Here is a 16,809-nt window from a genome sequence, read left to right on the forward strand (position 1 = left end):
GCTATCGCTCCAGCGGGCCGAAGGAAAATAGCCCCTTCCAGTAATTCATTCTGATCGGGAGGCGGGCCGGATGGTCGCCCACATGCGTGCTGGCGGCGGCCGCAGGGGGTTTGGACAGACCAAGTCTGGGATTGCCCGGAAAGCCGACGCCATCGGCGGATAAGGAAAAACGGTGGTTTGAGTTGCGATCTTGCATCAGGCTGAGCGCGTAAGTGCCGGGACCGGGCGCCCGGATGCACATCGATACCGGGCCGGACGGCGGTATCCCCGTCTCGACGCGCGCGAACGCCTTTCCTGCCGCGATGAGCACATTGTCATCGGCCAGGAAGTCCTTGTCGTTGGAAGGGTAGAGCTCCAGTTTCAACAGGCCCTTGCGGTCCTTCAAACCCTCTACATCCACCAGGAAGGCCGATCCATTTTCGCCGGGACGACATTGGCCTGCGGCCTTGCCCAGTTCGGGTGAGGAATGGATGGCCACCGCCGCCAGCATTGCTGGTATCAGCATCACGACCGCCCTTCCTTCAACAGTTCGGCAGTCCCCAACACCATGCCGACGAGAAGATGGGCGGCCAGAATGAGCGTCGCCATCAACGCCATGGCCGAAGCGATTTCATTGCCCGCCCCGACGAAAAAGGCTGCAATGCCGGCGAAAACAATATCCTTGTTTGGCAGGAAAGGCAGGCGCGATACCAGCTGGCGCAAGGTGCCCAGCAATATCCACCAGCCCAGCGCGACGGTGGGAAGCAGCATATGCCACATTGCAGCCGCAAGCAGGGTTGTGGCGACGATCCGCAACAGATGGATGAAGGCGACGCGCCACAATTCCTGACGGGGCAGGGTAAAAAGTCGGTTGCGCGCGATCATGACGGCCAGGGACGATCCGAGCATGAACAGGATCGAGCCGATTATGTCCCACCGCCGCGCGCCTGTGTCGATCGCGTTGAACAGAGGAATGGCGAACAGAACCATCACCAGCGTCACAGCGTTGCCCACCAGCGCGGACAGGATGGTGACATCCTTGATGGCACCAAAGGGGGCACCGGTAATCCGCGCATTCCGGCGCGCCCAGGCGTAGAAATAGACCTCGCCCAGATAGCCCAGCAGAATTTCGTTGCTGACCAGTTTGCGCATCAGCGCGCCAAAACCTTCCAGCGGAATTTTCCAGAGCCGTCGGAAGATGATCCATTCCGAGAGCGGACCTGCCGTGTAATAAAACAGGAAGGTCAGCCAGAAAATCGGCCTGACGGGCAGCAACGCCCAGAGTGCGGCCCGATCAAGCCCCCTGAACTGGTCGAGGGCGACGATCAGGATAAGGATCGAGACGAGCGGTCCCGCCCAGCGTGTCCAGTTGCGGCTTGATCTGATCAGCGGTTCAGGATCGATGATCGATCCGGGAAGATGATGCCTTTCTTCGGCATCCAGGGACGTGGGAACGATCATGCCTGAAGCGCTCAAGCCGGTCATATGCTGCTCTTTGTCGTTGGCTTACACGCACGACGGCACCTGCTACTCGGCACCTCAGTCGAGGCCGCGAATATTTTCAGCGTCCCGCGCGCCCTTCCCTCAGAGTGGTGAGGACGAGCAGATAATCGCGCGCGGCATCCTCGATGGTGAAGCGCGATGCCTGAGCGAGGCTGGCGGCGGCATCCTGTCGCATGTCGGCCGCGCTGCCGATGGCATGGCCCAGCGCTGGACAATCGCCGACTGGCACGATTTTCGCCAACTGCCCATCCATCATCATTGCGGGAATGCTTCGGCTGGACCGGGTCGTAATGATCGGCAGGCTCGCTGCCAGGGCTTCGAGCAGCACGGCTGGGACGCCTTCATAGTTCGATGACAACAGAAAGACATCGAAGTGGACGAGCCGACTGGCGGGATCAGCCACATGGCCGACCAGCACGGCCCGTCCAGCAAGGCCCAGTCCATCGATCAATCGTGCCAGCTTTGAGCGCTCCGGCCCTTCGCCATATATGAAGAGCGTATCAGCCGGGCCAGCGGCGGCGGCAAAGGCGCGCAGCATGAGGGCGAAATTTTTCTGCGGTGCCAGACGTCCCACCGACACGAACCTGATACCAGCCTCTCCGTTCATGCGGTTGCTTCGCGCATTCCTGAGGCGTTCGATCTGCCCGCAGGAGAGCGCGGGGTCCGGAATGATCGCAATGCGATGCAGTGCGATGCCCATCGCCGCGCCGATCTCCTGCGCCATCGGCTGTTCCATGCCGACGAAATGATCGATGAAGCGTCCCTGTACCCACAGCCAGCCGCGATATAGCAGGCGAACCGGCGGTATCATGTCGCGACGATCCAGGTCGTTACTGATCTTGGCCAGGATCGGCGGGCAGCGACGACCCAGGATCAGCTTCATCGCAACCGCGACAATGGCGTAGCTGTTGCCCGCGCAAAAAAGGATGTCCGGCGCGCTGCGACGGATGAAGGCTGGTAGCGTCGCGATCATCCATAATGTTTCGAACCAGCCGGTGCCGAATGCTGGTTGGGTAGGCGAGCCGTAGTCCAGGCCGTCGCCAAGCTCGGCCAACATCGCTCCGCTGGAGCGTCCCATGAACAGCGGCGCGTCCACGCCTTCAAGCCGCCATTGCCGCACGAGGCGCAAGGCGACGCGCTCGACACCGCCCGGTTCAAAGCTGTGCAGGAAGGTCAGGATGCGAATGCGCGACAACATGATCGTTCAATAATTCTTTATATCCCATAGGCGTCCGCATGGCGCACAACCGACGCAGCACATTGTCGATGCTGGTGAGCAGCGCGGGCACGCGCACGTCGCCAGGATGCACCGCGACGCGGATTACCGGGGCGAAATGCAGGATGTGGGGCAGCAATCTGGCTACCACCAGCGAGGAAGCGATGCGGCTCCTGCTGCGGCTGGCCCAGGTGATGACGGGGCCGCGCACGATGGCCCTGCCAGAGCGTGGACTCCACACCTTCATATGATCCTCCGCCAGGGCAAAACCGGATGCGACGAGGGCTGCCTTGGCGCCTTTGCCATACAGCCAGGCCGGAGCGACGAAGCCCGCGACGGGACGTCCAGTAATGTCCTCGATCAGGTCTTGGCCCGCGCGCATAAGGGCAGCGGCCGTTTCTGTCTCCAATCCCAGAAACTCGCCTTCGCCCGCTGTCATATGGCGGGCCTTGAAGGCGGCGAGGCTGCCCTTGTGCATACAAGAATCGCTATGAAACCAGCCATGCACGAACATGCTGATCCCCATATCCGACCAGGAACGCACACGGTCTGCAAAGGGCGACCCGGCAATTATTGGGTGTCGGCCCCAATGATTTGGCACGACTAGCATGGCTAGATGCTGCGGTGAAACAAAACGCGCCACCCGGTCGATCAGAATGTCGATTTCGGCCTCGAACCCTGGACCGACATCATGAATGGACACCAGCAATCGCCGCATATTTTTGACTGTTCCGCAGGACGCGCTCTTCGGCCCGGTCGCACGACGGCGCCGGAACGCAATCGCCGCAGTTGTCCGATAAAAAAAGTCATATCATACTGCGCCGGGCCGATCAGGTCGCCTTCTGAACTGCATCAACCGACAGGAAGAATCACGGACAGGCCATGACGCATAGGGCCACACTAATCCTGTTGGCTTACGGCGATATATTGGCTGCCAAAGTTACAGACGCCGCGCGATTGAAGCCGTAATCATCCTCGGTCTGAGCGGGGTGAACTGTGGCGCCTTGCGAATGGAGAAGGGGTTGCCGAATGCGAAGCTATCACCCTTTACGTCGAAAATATTGTCGACCCGAAGGCCGATCGTCCAGAAAGATCGCGACAGGTCCGCATAGGTCGACAGCGTTGCATAACGCCCCATTTCCCTGTCCAGATCGCTATCGAAGGTCAAACGCGCGCTGCCGATATAGTTGGCCTGTAGCACGGCCTGTCCTTGCCAGCCCCCTAGCGTCACATGCTGGTTGATGGCCAATCGGCCAGTCAGGTCGGGCGTCACTGGAAGACGGGTGTCGTCCAGTTTGAGACCGTCTGCGGCATGGGTAAGGCGCGCGCTTTGAAAACTTCCGCCCGCCGACACACCAAAGCCGCGACCCAGCGACCAGTCGATCGTGCCTTCGATCCCGATGATGTCGCCCCGCCCCGCGTTGCGCGTGGAAATCAGGCCGTTGGGCAACAGGAAGTCCGATTGGATATCGCTCCAGCGCGTGAAATAGCTGCTGGCGCTGAGAGACAGTCGGCCGTTTCCGGACGACTGTCGAAATCCCAGGTCAACCGTATCAAGTTCATCCGCGTTAAACCGGCCGCCATTAGATTGTCCCACAGATGCAAGACCGCCAGGCCGCATGGCACGCGCATATCGCAGATATAGGACGCCCCTTTCCGCGAACGGTCGTGACAGGGTCAGACTGGGTGACAATATCGTCTTGGCTATGCTTTGCGATCTTGTCCTTGCCATTTCTGTTGTCTCATCCTCCGCTGTCGAATGAAACAGCCTAGCCCCCACGGTTGCGTCGAGGCCGGGCAAGACCGAGAATTTATTTTCGCCAAACAGGGCAAATTCGGTCACGGTTCGGTCGAGCGATTGGACAGCCGTCGGCGACAGCGGTTGCGATACCGCCGCGATCGTCGAATGCACTCCGGTCGTGGCGCGCAGATAGGACAGGCCAATGAGCCAGGGACCGCCGTTCGAAGGTGTCAGCCGCAGTTCCTGGTTGAACAGAGTATAGGCACGCCGTTCCGTAAAGCGCGCAGCTTCCAGGATGGCGAACTGTGCGGCGGCGCCCGTCGCATCAATGACATAGTTGAATCGATGGTCGACATAGCTGGTCGCGGAACGGAGTTTGACGCTTCCCAGTTCGCCTTCGACACTGGCATGAAACAGCTTGAAATCATTATAGCTAGGTTCGGCAAACAAGGTCGATCGGCTTAGCGTCTTGCGATCCGCCACGACATATTGGCTATCGCGTGCATCAAGATCCTGCATCGCAACGCCGACGTCCACCGTCCAGAGGTTCGTTGGCCGCCAGCGTACACCAAGACGCCAGCCACTGGTTTTGACCGCATTGCTGTCCTTGCGTCCGGCGCCGCTGTCGATCCATCCCGCATCGACAAATCTATAGCCCACGGCCCGCACGGCCAAGGTGCCCTTGACGATCGGCATATTGACGATCGCTTCGCCCCCCGTTCCCGTGCCACCATGAGCGACGCTCTGGCCCGAAAGGCGGATGGCGCCGCCGATCCGGTCCAATTCCGGCTGGCGCGTAACGATATGATATATGCCGCCGAGCGCTCCTGACCCATAAAGCGGCCCCTGCGGCCCTTTGAGGATTTCGACCCGCTCTATGTCGATCAGGCGAAGGTCTGGATCGGGGGCATCAAACGTCACGCGCGCATCATCGACCTGAACTGCCACCGTTGACTGGCTTTGCCCGTTGAATGGACTGTCCGCCACGTTGCGGATGAACTGCCGATTGCGACCCGGTCCCAGGTTCGTCATCGACAGCCCTTCCATGTTCAGGCTGATGTCCCGACTGGTCGGCGACCCGGACCCTGCGGCAAGGCTATCAAGTGACAGCACGGAGACCGATAACGGTAGGGTGGCAAGGGGTTGGAGACGCTTCTGCGCGGTTACGACGATATCAGGCGCGGGAACGTCTGGTGAGGGCAAGGCAGGAGCAAGGCTGCGCACGGGCGGCGGGGTGGCTACAGCTTGCCGCTCGATTCGATACAGGGCAGGTCCCAACCTAACCGCACGATAGCCGCTGCCCTTCAGCAGCCGACCCAGAGCAGTTTCGACGGACATCGTGCCCTTCACAGGCCCGCTGAAAACATGCGGCATATCGCCGGGCAGACCGATCGAAACGCCCGCGATCGCGGATATGCGCGACAATGAGACGCTCAATGGCTCCGATGGAATATCCAGGCGATAAAGGAGTTCTTTCGCGTCCGCTGGTGCGGGATGAAAACCTGCATCAGCGATTAGCAGGAGCGCGAAGGCGAAAACCGCTACCTTGCTTCTGTACATCCACTTCCAGAACGGTCGTGAGGTCGGTGAGGAGTTTAGATCCGTCGCCAATGACCAATGTGCCAGAAAAATGACGTTGCTCCAGCGAAGGATCGAGCGAGACGGGTTTGCCCGTGTAACGTACGATATCGCCAACCACCAACGCAAGCGGGGTGTCGGTATAGGATAATCGACCCGAACGCCAACTCGCCACATCATCCTTCGGCGCAGGCGACAATGTGATGGCGGCCGCATTTCCCGTCAGCTGTTGACCGGCGGCAACCTTGATGGGCTGCTCCGTACTGGCCGAAGCCACCGTTACCGTCCCTTCGGACACTGCCACCCGAAGGGCATGACTCGCGATATTCACGGAAAAACGAGTACCGATATCGGCGATCTGATAATCCCCGGCCGACACCGCGAGTGTGCGGCCCGGATCATGCTTCACATCGAAATAGGCCTCCCCACTTGCCAGTTCGATCCGATTTGCATCTCTGCCCCGCACCACGATGCGGCTGGCAGGCGACAGTGTGACGCTGACGCCATGGGCCAGCGTGACGATACGGCTGCTGCCGCTATTGGCGCTATACTGCTCAACCGGCTCTGATGCCCGGTACATGGGGAACGCGATGATCAGGGCCACGGCGGCGGCCAGACCCCCCGCCAGATACGGCAGGCGCCGGGCGCGACGCACGGGCCGAACATCGACCGGGATTTGCGCTTCCAGCAACTGTGCGATCTGAGGCCGGTGGTCGTTGATTGCGGCGGACAAAAGAACGACCGAATCAAACGCCTCACGATGACACGGATCGGCTTCCAGCCAAGCGATATAGCCGTCCCAGTCGGCATCGTCGCTTTCCAGCGCCGCCTGCCAGGCCAACGCCTGTTCCAGCGTCGCTTCATCGATGTCCGACCGCGCCGTCATGGCGAGAGCCCTTCCAATATCCTGATAGTCCTTAGACGTCGCAAATCTGTCATACCTCAGTCCATCAGGGCGCGGCGCAGATATTTCATCGCCACGGCCATATGCTTTTCCACGCCGCTCTTGCTGATACCAAGCCGGATGGCGACCTCCCCGTGGTTGAGGCCTTGCAGCTTGTGCAGTTCGAAAGCCCGGCGAGCGCCCTCGGGCAGCGTAGCCAATGCAGAGATGAGCGCCGCGATCTCCTCCCGATCAAGCATCGTTTCTTCCGCGGTGCGGCGCTGGTCGGCTGGTTCGGCCCCGCCGCTCACGAAGCCCGTTTCCTCGTCCGACCATCGGCGGTCGCGCGCCATGCGCCGCTGACGCTCGCGCAAACGATCGACGATCAGATTTTGGGCCATACGGAACAAATAGGCGCGACCGTTAACAACGGGTCCCGATGGCTGGGTCCGCGCACGGATCCATAGTTCCTGAAGAAGGTCTTCCGCCTCGGCCGAGTCGCCGGTGCGAGCGGTTAGAAACCGCAGAAGTTCGGTGCGATGGATACCATAGGCCGATTGAAGCTCATTCTTATGATCGGCACTCATCGATCCTGTTTGTCCGATATCCATCGGCTCCGAAAGGGCGAAAATCACCTTTATGTCCGGTTCGACGGGCACGCCCAAGGGTATCTGCCTGTCTGCCGATCATATGGCGATGGCAACCCGTCGTCACCTATGTTGGGCACGCACATGCCCGTGCTGCCCTGAACGTCCTTCCCGGCGCTGTGTCGATCCTTCGGGGTCGGGTTGACCCTCGCAGGCTTCCGTCCGGGGCTTGTGAGGGGGCGAAGTCCCCGGTCCCCTAGTGCCATTGGGGGGCGGGGCTCCCTCGTTGTTGCGCGCCCCACCTTAGCCCGGTCCCCGCCATAGGACCGGGCTTCTTTTTGCGCCCTAGAACGGGATCGTGGCAACCGCCGGAACCCATCGGCGAAAGCCATGTGAGCGATCTTGCCTACGGCCTATCAATAACGGCGCTTTTCGTCGTTTTGATGATCGGAGGCGGCTTCGTCATGATGGCAAGCGGGATCGAAGGCGATTGGTTTTGGGCTTGGGTGCTATTCCTGTTGGCCGGGCAAAGGTTCCTTTGGAGCCGTCGCAAGGCGGCAAGGAAGCGGGGCGGTTTGTGAGATTTGTCGCAATCGCAGGATAGGGCGAAGCAGTCGATAGCTGCCTGTCCAAGCACCGATAAGCGAGGGGCAATTTGTGGGACGGCCAATCGCTTTCTCCATAGAAGCTAGTAAATTCAGCTACTTATGTAAGGAATTGGCGGAGACGGAGGGATTCGAACCCTCGGTACCGTATTCACAGTACGACGGTTTAGCAAACCGTTGGTTTCAGCCACTCACCCACGTCTCCAAACATGGCCTGAACACCCGCTTGGAGCGGGACAGCGGCTAGGCGAGAAGCGCTATAACGGCGGCTTTCGCGCAAGGCAACGGGTGTATGCCATGAAATTCTTACAAACTTGTCCGCAGGATTCGTTCCAGCCCGGAATCGACTCGGGTCGCCGTTCGTTCATTGTCGTTTCAGCTTGCTTTCCGATAATCTGATAGCTGGTCGAAGAGCGGAAAATTCGGGGAGTAGCGGGCATGATCGGGATTTTAAGGCGTGCGACGGCTCGCAATGTGCGGCGCGGTGCGTTGGCGTTCGCAGCCGCGGGTATGGCGTTCAGTCCAATTGTTGCGACCGCGCAGGTGCGCACGGTCGATCCCAACACCGCAATCGACGCGGACCTCGCGCCCGTTCCGCCCGCGAACAGCACCCCGACCGACCCCGGCATCGACCACAGCGTTCCGTCCCCCAGCAATACGGCGCCGGATTATGCCCCGCCTGCGGCGAACAGCACCGCCACCGGCGCGCCGGTAACGTCCAATTCGCCCCCTGCCGCCTTGAGCCCGAGCGAATCCTATCAGGAAGATGATCTGATCGGGGCGGCCGAGGGCGTCTTTGGGAAGGGGGCCGAGGGGCTTGCCGGCATGATCGAGAAGATCCTGAAGGATCAGGGCCGTCCCAACGCCTATATTGCCGGGCGAGAAGCATCCGGCGCATTTGTCGTTGGCCTGCGCTATGGGTCCGGCACGCTCAACCACAAGGTGGAAGGCAAGCGGGAGGTCTATTGGACCGGGCCGTCGATCGGCTTCGACGTGGGCGGCAACGCGGCCAACACCTTCGTTCTGGTCTATAATCTCTACGACACGCAGGACCTTTACCACCGCTTCCCCGCTGCCGAAGGCACAGCCTATATCGTCGGTGGCTTCACGGCCAGCTACCTGCGTTGGGGCAGCGTCGTGCTGATCCCTATCCGTCTGGGCGTGGGTTATCGGCTGGGCATCAATGCTGGCTACATGAAGTTCACAGAAAAGCGGAACTGGCTGCCCTTTTGATCTGGTTCAAAGGACAAAGCTAAGCTGCTGGCCTCCCTCGACCGGCTCTTCGGTGTCAAGATTATGCACCCCAAGACCCAGCAGCCGAACGCCCATGGGCAGCGGCAGCTGGGCGAGCAGCAGGGTGCGCGCCGTTTCCGCTAGCAGGTCGGGCGACCGAACCGGGGCGCCCATGCTTTTCGACCGGGTGATGATCCGGAAATCGGCGAATTTGATCTTCAGGACGATGGTGCGGCCATAGGCCCCGCTCTTCTCGATCCTGCCCCATAGACTTTGCGAGATCCGGTCTATTTCGACGACCAGCGCGTCCTGCGTTATCAGGTCGTCGAAAAATGTATCCTCGACACTGACGGATTTTCTTTCCTGCCGCTCATGGACCGGCCGGTCGTCCTCTCCCCGCGCGGCACGATAATAAAAGGGGGCCGCGCTGCCGAAATGCTGCTGGAGGAAAGGCAGGTCCCGCGCGCGAAGGTCGGCGCCGGTTTCAATCCCCAACGCCTGCATCCGCCGTGCCGTCACCGGCCCCACGCCATGGATGCGTCGCACAGGCATCTCCGCCATGAAGCCTGCTCCTTCGCCGGGTCGCACGACGCAAATGCCGTCCGGCTTGTTCTGATCTGAAGCGAGTTTGGCTATCAACTTGTTGTAGGATACGCCCGCCGAGGCGGTGAGGCCCGTTTCTTCGTGGATCATGCGCCGGATTTCCTGGGCGATGACCGTTGCGGAGGCTAGGCCCGGCTTGTTCACCGTGACATCGAGATAAGCCTCATCAAGCGAAAGCGGCTGAATGATGTCGGTGAAGCGGGCGAAAATCTCCCGCACATGAGCCGAAACGGCGCGATAGACCTCGAACCGGGGCTTCACGAACAGAAGATCCGGACAGAGCCGCCGCGCCCGCGCGCCGGGCATGGCCGATTTCACGCCAAATGTGCGGGCCTCATAGCTGGCGGTGGCAACGACCCCTCGCGGGCCGCCGCCGCCCACGGCGATCGGCTTGCCGCGCAAGGTTGGGTCGTCGCGCTGTTCGACCGACGCATAAAAGGCATCCATGTCGATATGGATGATCTTGCGCGGCCCGGAATCCATGGCGGGGGTTTATGCCACAGCAGGAACGAAAGCAAAACGCGGAAGGCGTCGTCAGGTCAGGACTTCTTGTCCTTCAAGGACTGGAGGACAGCGAAAGGACTGGCCTGTTCTTCCGACAGGACGCCTGCTTCCCGCAGATAGGAGTCCGCGTCGGCAGAACGGGGATAGGGCGTCATGGCCAAGGCCATGGTTTCGGCGACCGCTTCCCCCATATCGATCGTCTGCCCGTCAAAGCCAATGACGTCGCAATCCTCCGAATCGATTTCCAGTTCCTCGTCATCGCCTTCATCGCCGTGCTCCGCGACGAAGCGCAGCAGGAATTCGGTGTCGATCTTCTCGGGCACGGCGACGCCCGTAGCGACGCAGGGCTGGGCCAGTTCCGCCCGCACGCGCCCGCGTGCCTCGATGCCGCTATCATTTTCGCTCAGCGCATAATCGGCTTCAAGGCGGCTGAGCGAAACCAGATTGAATCGCTTCGCCAGTGCCTCTCGCTCATCGGCGTCGGCGGTGATGGTAACCCCTTGCGCATGTCGCGCGATCTGATCGGCGCGCACCGGGCGAGAGAATTCGGGTGCCGGGTTGTTCATCCGAGATCTCCGGTCAGCAAAGCGTCCAACGGCAATGCGGAAAGTCGAACCCAGCGCGATCGCAAGCAAGATTCGACATGGGTTATCGCATCACCCGGCGTCGCGCCACGATACAGGTTGCGCTCCAACGCTTCCCGCAGCTCCGCCTCGCCCAGCAGTGCCGCTTTATAGGCTGACAGCCTGCCGCCCAGCGCGCTCACCATCCGGCCGATATGCTTGCCCACCACGACGTCGCCGACGCCTTCCTGACGCAGCTGGCCATCCATGTCATCGACGAACAATTCCGTCAGCCAGACGCTTTCCTGCGCGGCGCCCATCGCTTCCATCCGCATCAGCACCTGGGCGAGGATGGCGACGATCATGTCGAACCGCCCGTCCATCGTGTCGGGGACCTGGCCTTCCATATACCAATGCGGCTGACGCCCTTCATGGACGATGGCCTGATAGAGCGGCTGCATCGCGTCCTTGGGATCGGTTCGCGCGAACAGGCGCTGAAAGAGGTTTGGCATGTCGAAGCAGTTTCCTGGCTGAGCTGAGCGGAGGCCCCCTTGCCGGGGGTCGCGCATTTCCATATTGATCGGCGGGCCGCGCGATGCAATGGCGGCTTTGGTTTTCGCGTTTTCCCGGGGCCTGTCCCGGCAGGAGAAGTTCATGCGTCAGTTCAGCCGACATCTGTTGCTCGCCGTCGGCCTTGGCGCGCTGGTCCTCGGTACATCCGCCTGCACCCGCATCCGGACGCATCAGGGCTATCAGGTGGACAAGCTGCTGGTCGATTCGATCCAGCCGGGCATCGACAACCGTGCCTCCGTGGAAGGAACGCTGGGCCGACCCAGCTTTACCGCGCAATTTGGGGATCAGGACTGGTATTATGTGTCGCGCGACATGCGGGCGCTTGCCTTTTCCAATCCCAAGCCCGTGGCCCAGACCGTGTTGCATGTCCGTTTCGACCCTGCGGGCAATGTGACTGCCGTGGATCGCATGGGGCTTGAGCAGGTCGCCAAGATATCGCCCGCGGGCGACAAGACGCCGACCCTTGGCCGCCATCGCAGCCTGTTCGACGAGATTTTCGGAAATATCGGCGCGGTGGGTGCCGGTGGCATGGGCGGCGGCGGTGGCGGCAGCAATACCGGCGGCGGTCCTAACGGTTCTTAAGGACAGGATAGCAAAGCTGTCCGGGGTCAACGCTTCCTTTTAGCGAAGCCTTATTACCGGATTCCCGCTGGCGGCTGTGGCAAGAAAGCCTCGTCGTCGCGAGTCTCGAGCAGGCTTGCGTGCCAGTATCGGTGACATCAGAAAATTCCGGCGATCCAAGTCATTGGACTTGTTTGGAAACGCGGTTAATTTTTCGCGTTAACAAATAGAGACTCGCAACGGCGACGGCTCAGGCATATGCTCGATTAGTGTCGTCGGCAGTAAGACTAAAGTAGTATATCTCGCGCTGCGCATACGGCATACTACATAAGGTTAAAGTCAGAATATAACGCATTAACAGTTCGTTAGCGAATTCTGGCACTAACCCTAAATTTCCGCGAGCAGTTCAGGACTCTCGTCGCGCAAATATGCTAGTCATAACTCGTTGAAACGAAAAGAAAGGGTCGCACTGCAGGCATTTGGAAACTGGTCTTTCACGCTTCGTTTGGGGCCTGCTACGAAGGTGGAAGGGATCATGAGGGGAATACCCAATGGCTTACCCAGTCAATGTGCGTCTGTTGTGCGGTAATGCAATTGTTAGAGAAGGGTTGAGCCGGATTCTCACTGAGCGAGATTTCCGGGTTAACCAATATCCCAATATTGCCGCTGCACTTCAGAAGGCGGAGGTGCCGGAAGAAGATACCGGGCCGTCGCTGCTTCTGGTCGATAATGGAACTGAAGAACTTGATGCGGACAGCGTTGCCGTCCTTCAACGGCGATTCCCCTGTTCCTATCTGGTAGTTCTGTCCGACCGGTTCGATTTCCAGACGATGCTGAAAGCCTTCCGGCTTGGTGCGATGGGCTATATCATTAAGGAAATCAGCTGTGACCGTCTGGTGGCCACGCTGCACTTGGTGGCGATGGGCGAGCGGGTGCTTCCGCCGCAACTCGCCGATGAATTGCAGTCGCGGCCGACACTCACGGACGCGCTGGAGGTTGAACGGCCAGTCGATGCCGCCAGCCTGTCGGATCGCGAACTGGAAATCCTGCGCTGGCTGATCATGGGATGCCCCAACAAGGTGATTTCCAAGAGAATGGATATCAGCGAGGCGACGGTGAAGGTCCATGTGAAGGCGGTGCTGCGCAAGCTGCGCGTCAAGAACCGCACGCAGGCTGCGATCTGGGCAGCCAACCATGGAATGCGTGGGCGGGTGCCGGAGGTAGAGCCGGTAGTGCCAGTGGAGGTGACGATCCCCCATCCCGCACAGCTACCGCCGCTTGAATTGGCTGCCATGCCGCTCAGCCGTGCCTGAACTGGACCGTGGCCCCAAAAGGGCTGCGGTCACCCCCCCCCTCATAAATTCTGACTGATGCTCCTGCGCGCAAACGCAGGAGCATTCAGAAGTCCGAGGCGGGGCGGGGCTTCGGCCTGTTGAACAATAGCAAAAGCTGCTATGCTGACCCCGTCCAAGACTCAAGGCGGGAGAGGTCCTATGGCCACGCGCTGGACCATCAAGGGCAAGGAATTTGTCCACTGCAATTGCGCCTATGGTTGTCCCTGCCAGTTCAATGCGTTGCCGACGCATGGACATTGTCAGGCCGTTGCCGCGATCGACATCGAACAGGGTCATCATGACGGCACCGACCTGTCGGGCTTGCGCATCGGCCTGATCGTCGCCTGGCCGGGGCCGATCCATGAAGGCATGGGCGAAGCCGTTCCGATCGTCGATGAACGGGCGGACGCGGCGCAGCGAGAAGCGTTGCTGCGCATCATGAGCGGGCTGGACACGGTGCCTGGCGCCACCTTCTTCCAGGTTTTTGCCACGACCTACACCAAGGTGCACGATCCCGTATTCGCGCCTATCGACCTACGGGTGGACATTGACGGCCGATCCGCGCAGCTGAATGTTCCCGGTTGGATCGACGCGCGTGGCGAACCGATCGTCAACCCGGTGACGGGAGAAGCCCATCGCGCGCGCATCAACCTGCCCCAGGGCTTTGAATATGATGTGTGCGAGGTCGGTCGCGGTTGGGCGCAAACCCAGGGGCCGGTCGATGTGCAGCTCAGCGATTCCCATGCGCAGTTCGCCGAGCTTCACCTGACCGAGAGTGGCGTTGTCCATTAGGCCGGTGCCTCCACCAGATGGCGGCCCTTCCGTTGTCCATCAACTATTGTCGCGAAACAGCCTGATCGTCGGAGCGGCGCTGCTGCTGCTGGTGATGATGGCCTGGATATGGCTGCTCTCCATGCCGGACGCCTCTATGGCGGACATGGCGGGGACAGGGATGGCGGACATGCCGATGGGCGGAATGCCCATGGCCATCCAGCCCTTGTCGCCCAGCTATTTTCTCGCGGCCTTCGCCATGTGGTCGATCATGATGGTCGCCATGATGCTTCCTTCCGCCGCGCCCATGATATTGCTGCATGCGCGGATCGATCGAGCGACCAGTCACTATGCGCGTTTGCTGCACAGCCTTATGGTCATGGGCTCTTATCTGCTCATTTGGATAAGTTTTTCAGCGATCGCGGTTGGTGCACAGGCCCTGCTGTTGCATGGTGGCTATTTGTCAGCCGAGACGCTGTCTCTGGGTGGCCGCGTGGGCGCTGCTGGCCTGTTGCTGGTGGCGGCTCTCTATGAATTGACGCCTGCCAAGCATCGTTGCCTGGAAAATTGCCAGTCGCCGCTCATCTTCATTCATCGCTATTGGCGCCCCGGTGCACGCGGCGCGTTCCAGATCGGCATGCGGCATGGACTTTATTGTCTTGGCTGCTGCTGGGCGCTGATGCTGCTGCTGTTCGTGGGCGGCGTCATGAATCTCGCCTGGATCGCATTTTTCACATGCCTGGTCGCAGCCCAGAAGATGGCGCCACCGCGCTGGCGGTTGGACCGGTGGACCGCTGCATTCCTGTTTGTCGCGGCACTGTTTGTCGCGCTTCGCTGACGACGGGTGAGCCGCGCGGCAACCGGGGCCGAACCGGAGCAACCGCTGCATTGCGCAGTAGTTGCTCCGATGCCGGACTGTCAGCCGATGGTGTCTTCGAAGATAGCCATGGTGCGTTCGAAACGGGCGAACAGATCATCAAGCTCTTCGGCGGTGATGATAAGCGGCGGGCAGAAGACGATCGTATCGCCCAGCGCCCGCACGATCAGGCCCTGTGTCAGCCCGATTTCGACCAAGCGCGCCCCGGCCTTTACTGCGGGGTCGAAGCTGGTCCGGTTTTCAGGATCGGCATAAAGCTCGATAGCGCCTACCAGGCCAACCCCACGCACTTCGCCGACATATTTGCGGCCTTCATAGCTGCGCAGCGCCTTCCAGAATTGCGGCATCAATGACTGCACATGGCCGACGACATTATCTTCTTCGTAGATTTTGAGCGTTTCCAGGGCGATGGCGCAGCTGACCGGATGGCCCGAATAGGTGAAGCCGTGGCCGAAGGTGCCGATGGTGCCGCTGTTCCGGGCGATCGGAGCATAGACCTTCTCATTCACCATCACCGCCGAAATCGGTGCATAGCCGGACGACAGCCCCTTCGCCGTTGTGAGGATATCGGGCTTCATGCCGAAAGTGGTCGAACCGAACATCTCACCCGTCCGGCCATAGCCGCACACCACTTCGTCCGCGACGAGAAGCACGTCATATTTCGCCAGTACCTCCTGGACCTTTTCGAAATAGGTAGCCGGCGGCGGAAGCACCCCGCCCGCGCCCATGACCGGTTCGGCGAAGAAGGCGGCGACCGTCTCCGGCCCTTGTTCCAGGATCAGCTTTTCAAGATTGTCGGCGAGGCGCGTCGCGAAATCCTCTTCGCTTTCGCCAGGTTCGGCGTAGCGGAAATAATGCGGGCAATCGGTATGCAGAATATTATGGATGGGCAGGTCGAAATCGCGATGATTGGTGACAAGCCCGCTCAAGCTGGCCGACGCCACGGTAACGCCGTGATAGGCGTTGCGTCGGGCGATGATCTTCTTCTTCTCCGGCTTGCCGATGGCGTTATGATAATACCAGATCAGCTTCACAGCAGAATCGTTTGCTTCCGACCCGCTGTTCGCAAAGAACACCTTCGACATCGGGACAGGCGCGATCGACAGCAGCTTGTTGGCAAGCGCGATCACGGCCGGATTGGAACGTCCGGTGAAGGTGTGATAATAGGGCAATCCACGCAGCGCTTCGCAGCCCGCCTTGGCCAGACGCTCGTTGCTGAAGCCCAGAGAGGCGCACCACAGGGCAGACACCGCCTCAAGATAGCGGTTCCCTCGATCGTCTTCCACGAACACGCCATCGCCCTTGGTTATAACGAGGGGGCCGACCTCGGGATGGGTCGCCAGGTTCGTGAAGGAGTGGAAGTGAGCTGCAATATCAGCTGCAGCATTTTCGCTGGGATCGTACATTATCTTCGTGCTTCCGATCTTTTAGAAACTGACATTTCGGCCGTCTCCGAGATGGATATGCGCCCGACGACCATTACGCGCAGAATGCGGGGATCGACTTACCCTCATCCATGCAGGGAAGTAGCGTGCCCGTCGGATGCATAAGAATTTTGTGGACACTTATCAACACATGATCATGAGACGGGGTGGTTTGTCTGCGATTCCCGTCGAGTGAGGGCAGCGAACAAGTCCAGATAGAGGGATTTTCCAGCTTTTCTCCCGACCCGGATGCTAAAATTGGGTCAATCCATCC

Annotated in this window: 16 protein-coding genes and 1 tRNA gene; 5 read left to right on the forward strand and 12 right to left on the reverse strand. The window is 60.3% G+C overall.

Annotation, left to right across the window (positions count from 1 at the left end; all coding sequences use genetic code 11):
* Window position 1: 1 nt before the first annotated feature.
* The 8 genes from IZV00_RS12525 to IZV00_RS12560 all read right to left on the reverse strand — a co-directional run bounded on the left by IZV00_RS12525 (window position 2) and on the right by IZV00_RS12560 (window position 8,297).
* Window positions 2-505: a DUF2141 domain-containing protein gene (locus IZV00_RS12525; RefSeq protein ID WP_196224943.1), complete on the reverse strand. Its 504-nt coding sequence runs from the start codon at window positions 503-505 to the stop codon at window positions 2-4.
* Window positions 505-1,464, reverse strand: a complete 960-nt coding sequence (locus IZV00_RS12530) for a hypothetical protein (protein WP_230463205.1) — start codon at window positions 1,462-1,464, stop codon at window positions 505-507. Before IZV00_RS12530 ends, IZV00_RS12525 begins: the two co-directional genes overlap by 1 nt.
* 76 nt (window positions 1,465-1,540) lie before the next feature.
* Window positions 1,541-2,680 carry a glycosyltransferase gene (locus IZV00_RS12535; RefSeq protein ID WP_196224944.1) on the reverse strand — a complete coding sequence of 380 codons (1,140 nt, stop codon included), beginning with the start codon at window positions 2,678-2,680 and terminating at the stop codon, window positions 1,541-1,543.
* The gene (locus IZV00_RS12540; protein WP_196224945.1) at window positions 2,637-3,416 is read right to left on the reverse strand and encodes a DUF2334 domain-containing protein; all 780 of its coding nucleotides are present in this window, start codon (window positions 3,414-3,416) and stop codon (window positions 2,637-2,639) included. The genes IZV00_RS12535 and IZV00_RS12540 overlap by 44 nt, the downstream gene beginning before the upstream one ends.
* Window positions 3,417-3,638: 222 nt before the next feature.
* Complete coding sequence (locus IZV00_RS12545) at window positions 3,639-5,864, reverse strand: TonB-dependent receptor domain-containing protein (protein WP_230463206.1); 2,226 nt, start codon at window positions 5,862-5,864, stop codon at window positions 3,639-3,641.
* An 82-nt stretch (window positions 5,865-5,946) separates the two neighbouring features.
* Window positions 5,947-6,903, reverse strand: coding sequence for a FecR family protein (locus tag IZV00_RS12550; RefSeq protein ID WP_196224947.1), 957 nt, complete (start codon window positions 6,901-6,903; stop codon window positions 5,947-5,949).
* A 56-nt stretch (window positions 6,904-6,959) separates the two neighbouring features.
* Window positions 6,960-7,487, reverse strand: a complete 528-nt coding sequence (locus tag IZV00_RS12555; RefSeq protein ID WP_196224948.1) for an RNA polymerase sigma factor — start codon at window positions 7,485-7,487, stop codon at window positions 6,960-6,962.
* Window positions 7,488-8,205: 718 nt separating this feature from the next.
* Window positions 8,206-8,297, reverse strand: a tRNA-Ser gene (locus IZV00_RS12560).
* Window positions 8,298-8,530: 233 nt separating this feature from the next.
* On the opposite strand from IZV00_RS12560, the gene IZV00_RS12565 reads away from it, so the two are divergent.
* Window positions 8,531-9,325, forward strand: a complete 795-nt coding sequence (locus tag IZV00_RS12565; RefSeq protein ID WP_196224949.1) for a DUF1134 domain-containing protein — start codon at window positions 8,531-8,533, stop codon at window positions 9,323-9,325.
* A gap of 6 nt (window positions 9,326-9,331) precedes the next feature.
* On the opposite strand, the gene dinB is transcribed toward IZV00_RS12565, so the two are convergent.
* The 3 genes from dinB to IZV00_RS12580 are packed head-to-tail and all read right to left on the reverse strand — an operon-like array spanning window position 9,332 to window position 11,507.
* Window positions 9,332-10,411, reverse strand: coding sequence for a DNA polymerase IV (gene dinB, locus IZV00_RS12570; protein ID WP_196224950.1), 1,080 nt, complete (start codon window positions 10,409-10,411; stop codon window positions 9,332-9,334).
* 56 nt (window positions 10,412-10,467) lie between these two features.
* Complete coding sequence (locus tag IZV00_RS12575) at window positions 10,468-10,998, reverse strand: YceD family protein (protein WP_196224951.1); 531 nt, start codon at window positions 10,996-10,998, stop codon at window positions 10,468-10,470.
* Window positions 10,995-11,507, reverse strand: coding sequence for a ubiquinol-cytochrome C chaperone family protein (locus IZV00_RS12580; protein WP_196224952.1), 513 nt, complete (start codon window positions 11,505-11,507; stop codon window positions 10,995-10,997). The genes IZV00_RS12575 and IZV00_RS12580 overlap by 4 nt, the downstream gene beginning before the upstream one ends.
* 88 nt (window positions 11,508-11,595) lie before the next feature.
* Here IZV00_RS12580 and IZV00_RS12585 point away from each other — a divergent pair, with 88 nt between their 5' ends.
* The 4 genes from IZV00_RS12585 to IZV00_RS12600 all read left to right on the forward strand — a co-directional run bounded on the left by IZV00_RS12585 (window position 11,596) and on the right by IZV00_RS12600 (window position 15,072).
* Entirely contained in the window at window positions 11,596-12,150 is a 555-nt protein-coding gene (locus IZV00_RS12585) for an outer membrane protein assembly factor BamE (protein WP_196224953.1), read from the forward strand.
* 587 nt (window positions 12,151-12,737) lie between these two features.
* Window positions 12,738-13,442 (forward strand): LuxR C-terminal-related transcriptional regulator, encoded by a 705-nt coding sequence (locus IZV00_RS12590; RefSeq protein ID WP_230463207.1) that lies wholly within the window; start codon window positions 12,738-12,740, stop codon window positions 13,440-13,442.
* A gap of 180 nt (window positions 13,443-13,622) precedes the next feature.
* Complete coding sequence (locus IZV00_RS12595) at window positions 13,623-14,255, forward strand: DUF1326 domain-containing protein (RefSeq protein WP_196224955.1); 633 nt, start codon at window positions 13,623-13,625, stop codon at window positions 14,253-14,255.
* Window positions 14,256-14,259: 4 nt separating this feature from the next.
* On the forward strand, window positions 14,260-15,072 hold the full coding sequence (locus IZV00_RS12600) for a DUF2182 domain-containing protein (RefSeq protein ID WP_230463208.1): 813 nt from the start codon (window positions 14,260-14,262) through the stop codon (window positions 15,070-15,072).
* Window positions 15,073-15,152: 80 nt separating this feature from the next.
* On the opposite strand, the gene IZV00_RS12605 is transcribed toward IZV00_RS12600, so the two are convergent.
* The gene (locus IZV00_RS12605; RefSeq protein WP_196224956.1) at window positions 15,153-16,517 is read right to left on the reverse strand and encodes an aspartate aminotransferase family protein; all 1,365 of its coding nucleotides are present in this window, start codon (window positions 16,515-16,517) and stop codon (window positions 15,153-15,155) included.
* Window positions 16,518-16,809 lie beyond the last annotated feature (292 nt).

This window comes from Sphingobium sp. Cam5-1 (assembly GCF_015693305.1).
In the GTDB taxonomy this organism is placed as follows: Bacteria; Pseudomonadota; Alphaproteobacteria; order Sphingomonadales; family Sphingomonadaceae; genus Sphingobium.

Coding starts and splice junctions, on each gene's coding strand:
- IZV00_RS12525 (WP_196224943.1), bottom strand. CDS start 505: ATGCTGATACCAGCAATGCTGGCGGCGGTGGCCATCCATTCCTCACCC.
- IZV00_RS12530 (WP_230463205.1), bottom strand. CDS start 1,464: ATGACCGGCTTGAGCGCTTCAGGCATGATCGTTCCCACGTCCCTGGAT.
- IZV00_RS12535 (WP_196224944.1), bottom strand. CDS start 2,680: ATGTTGTCGCGCATTCGCATCCTGACCTTCCTGCACAGCTTTGAACCG.
- IZV00_RS12540 (WP_196224945.1), bottom strand. CDS start 3,416: ATGCGGCGATTGCTGGTGTCCATTCATGATGTCGGTCCAGGGTTCGAG.
- IZV00_RS12550 (WP_196224947.1), bottom strand. CDS start 6,903: ATGACGGCGCGGTCGGACATCGATGAAGCGACGCTGGAACAGGCGTTG.
- IZV00_RS12555 (WP_196224948.1), bottom strand. CDS start 7,487: ATGAGTGCCGATCATAAGAATGAGCTTCAATCGGCCTATGGTATCCAT.
- IZV00_RS12565 (WP_196224949.1), top strand. CDS start 8,531: ATGATCGGGATTTTAAGGCGTGCGACGGCTCGCAATGTGCGGCGCGGT.
- dinB (WP_196224950.1), bottom strand. CDS start 10,411: ATGGATTCCGGGCCGCGCAAGATCATCCATATCGACATGGATGCCTTT.
- IZV00_RS12575 (WP_196224951.1), bottom strand. CDS start 10,998: ATGAACAACCCGGCACCCGAATTCTCTCGCCCGGTGCGCGCCGATCAG.
- IZV00_RS12580 (WP_196224952.1), bottom strand. CDS start 11,507: ATGCCAAACCTCTTTCAGCGCCTGTTCGCGCGAACCGATCCCAAGGAC.
- IZV00_RS12585 (WP_196224953.1), top strand. CDS start 11,596: ATGGCGGCTTTGGTTTTCGCGTTTTCCCGGGGCCTGTCCCGGCAGGAG.
- IZV00_RS12595 (WP_196224955.1), top strand. CDS start 13,623: ATGGCCACGCGCTGGACCATCAAGGGCAAGGAATTTGTCCACTGCAAT.
- IZV00_RS12605 (WP_196224956.1), bottom strand. CDS start 16,517: ATGTACGATCCCAGCGAAAATGCTGCAGCTGATATTGCAGCTCACTTC.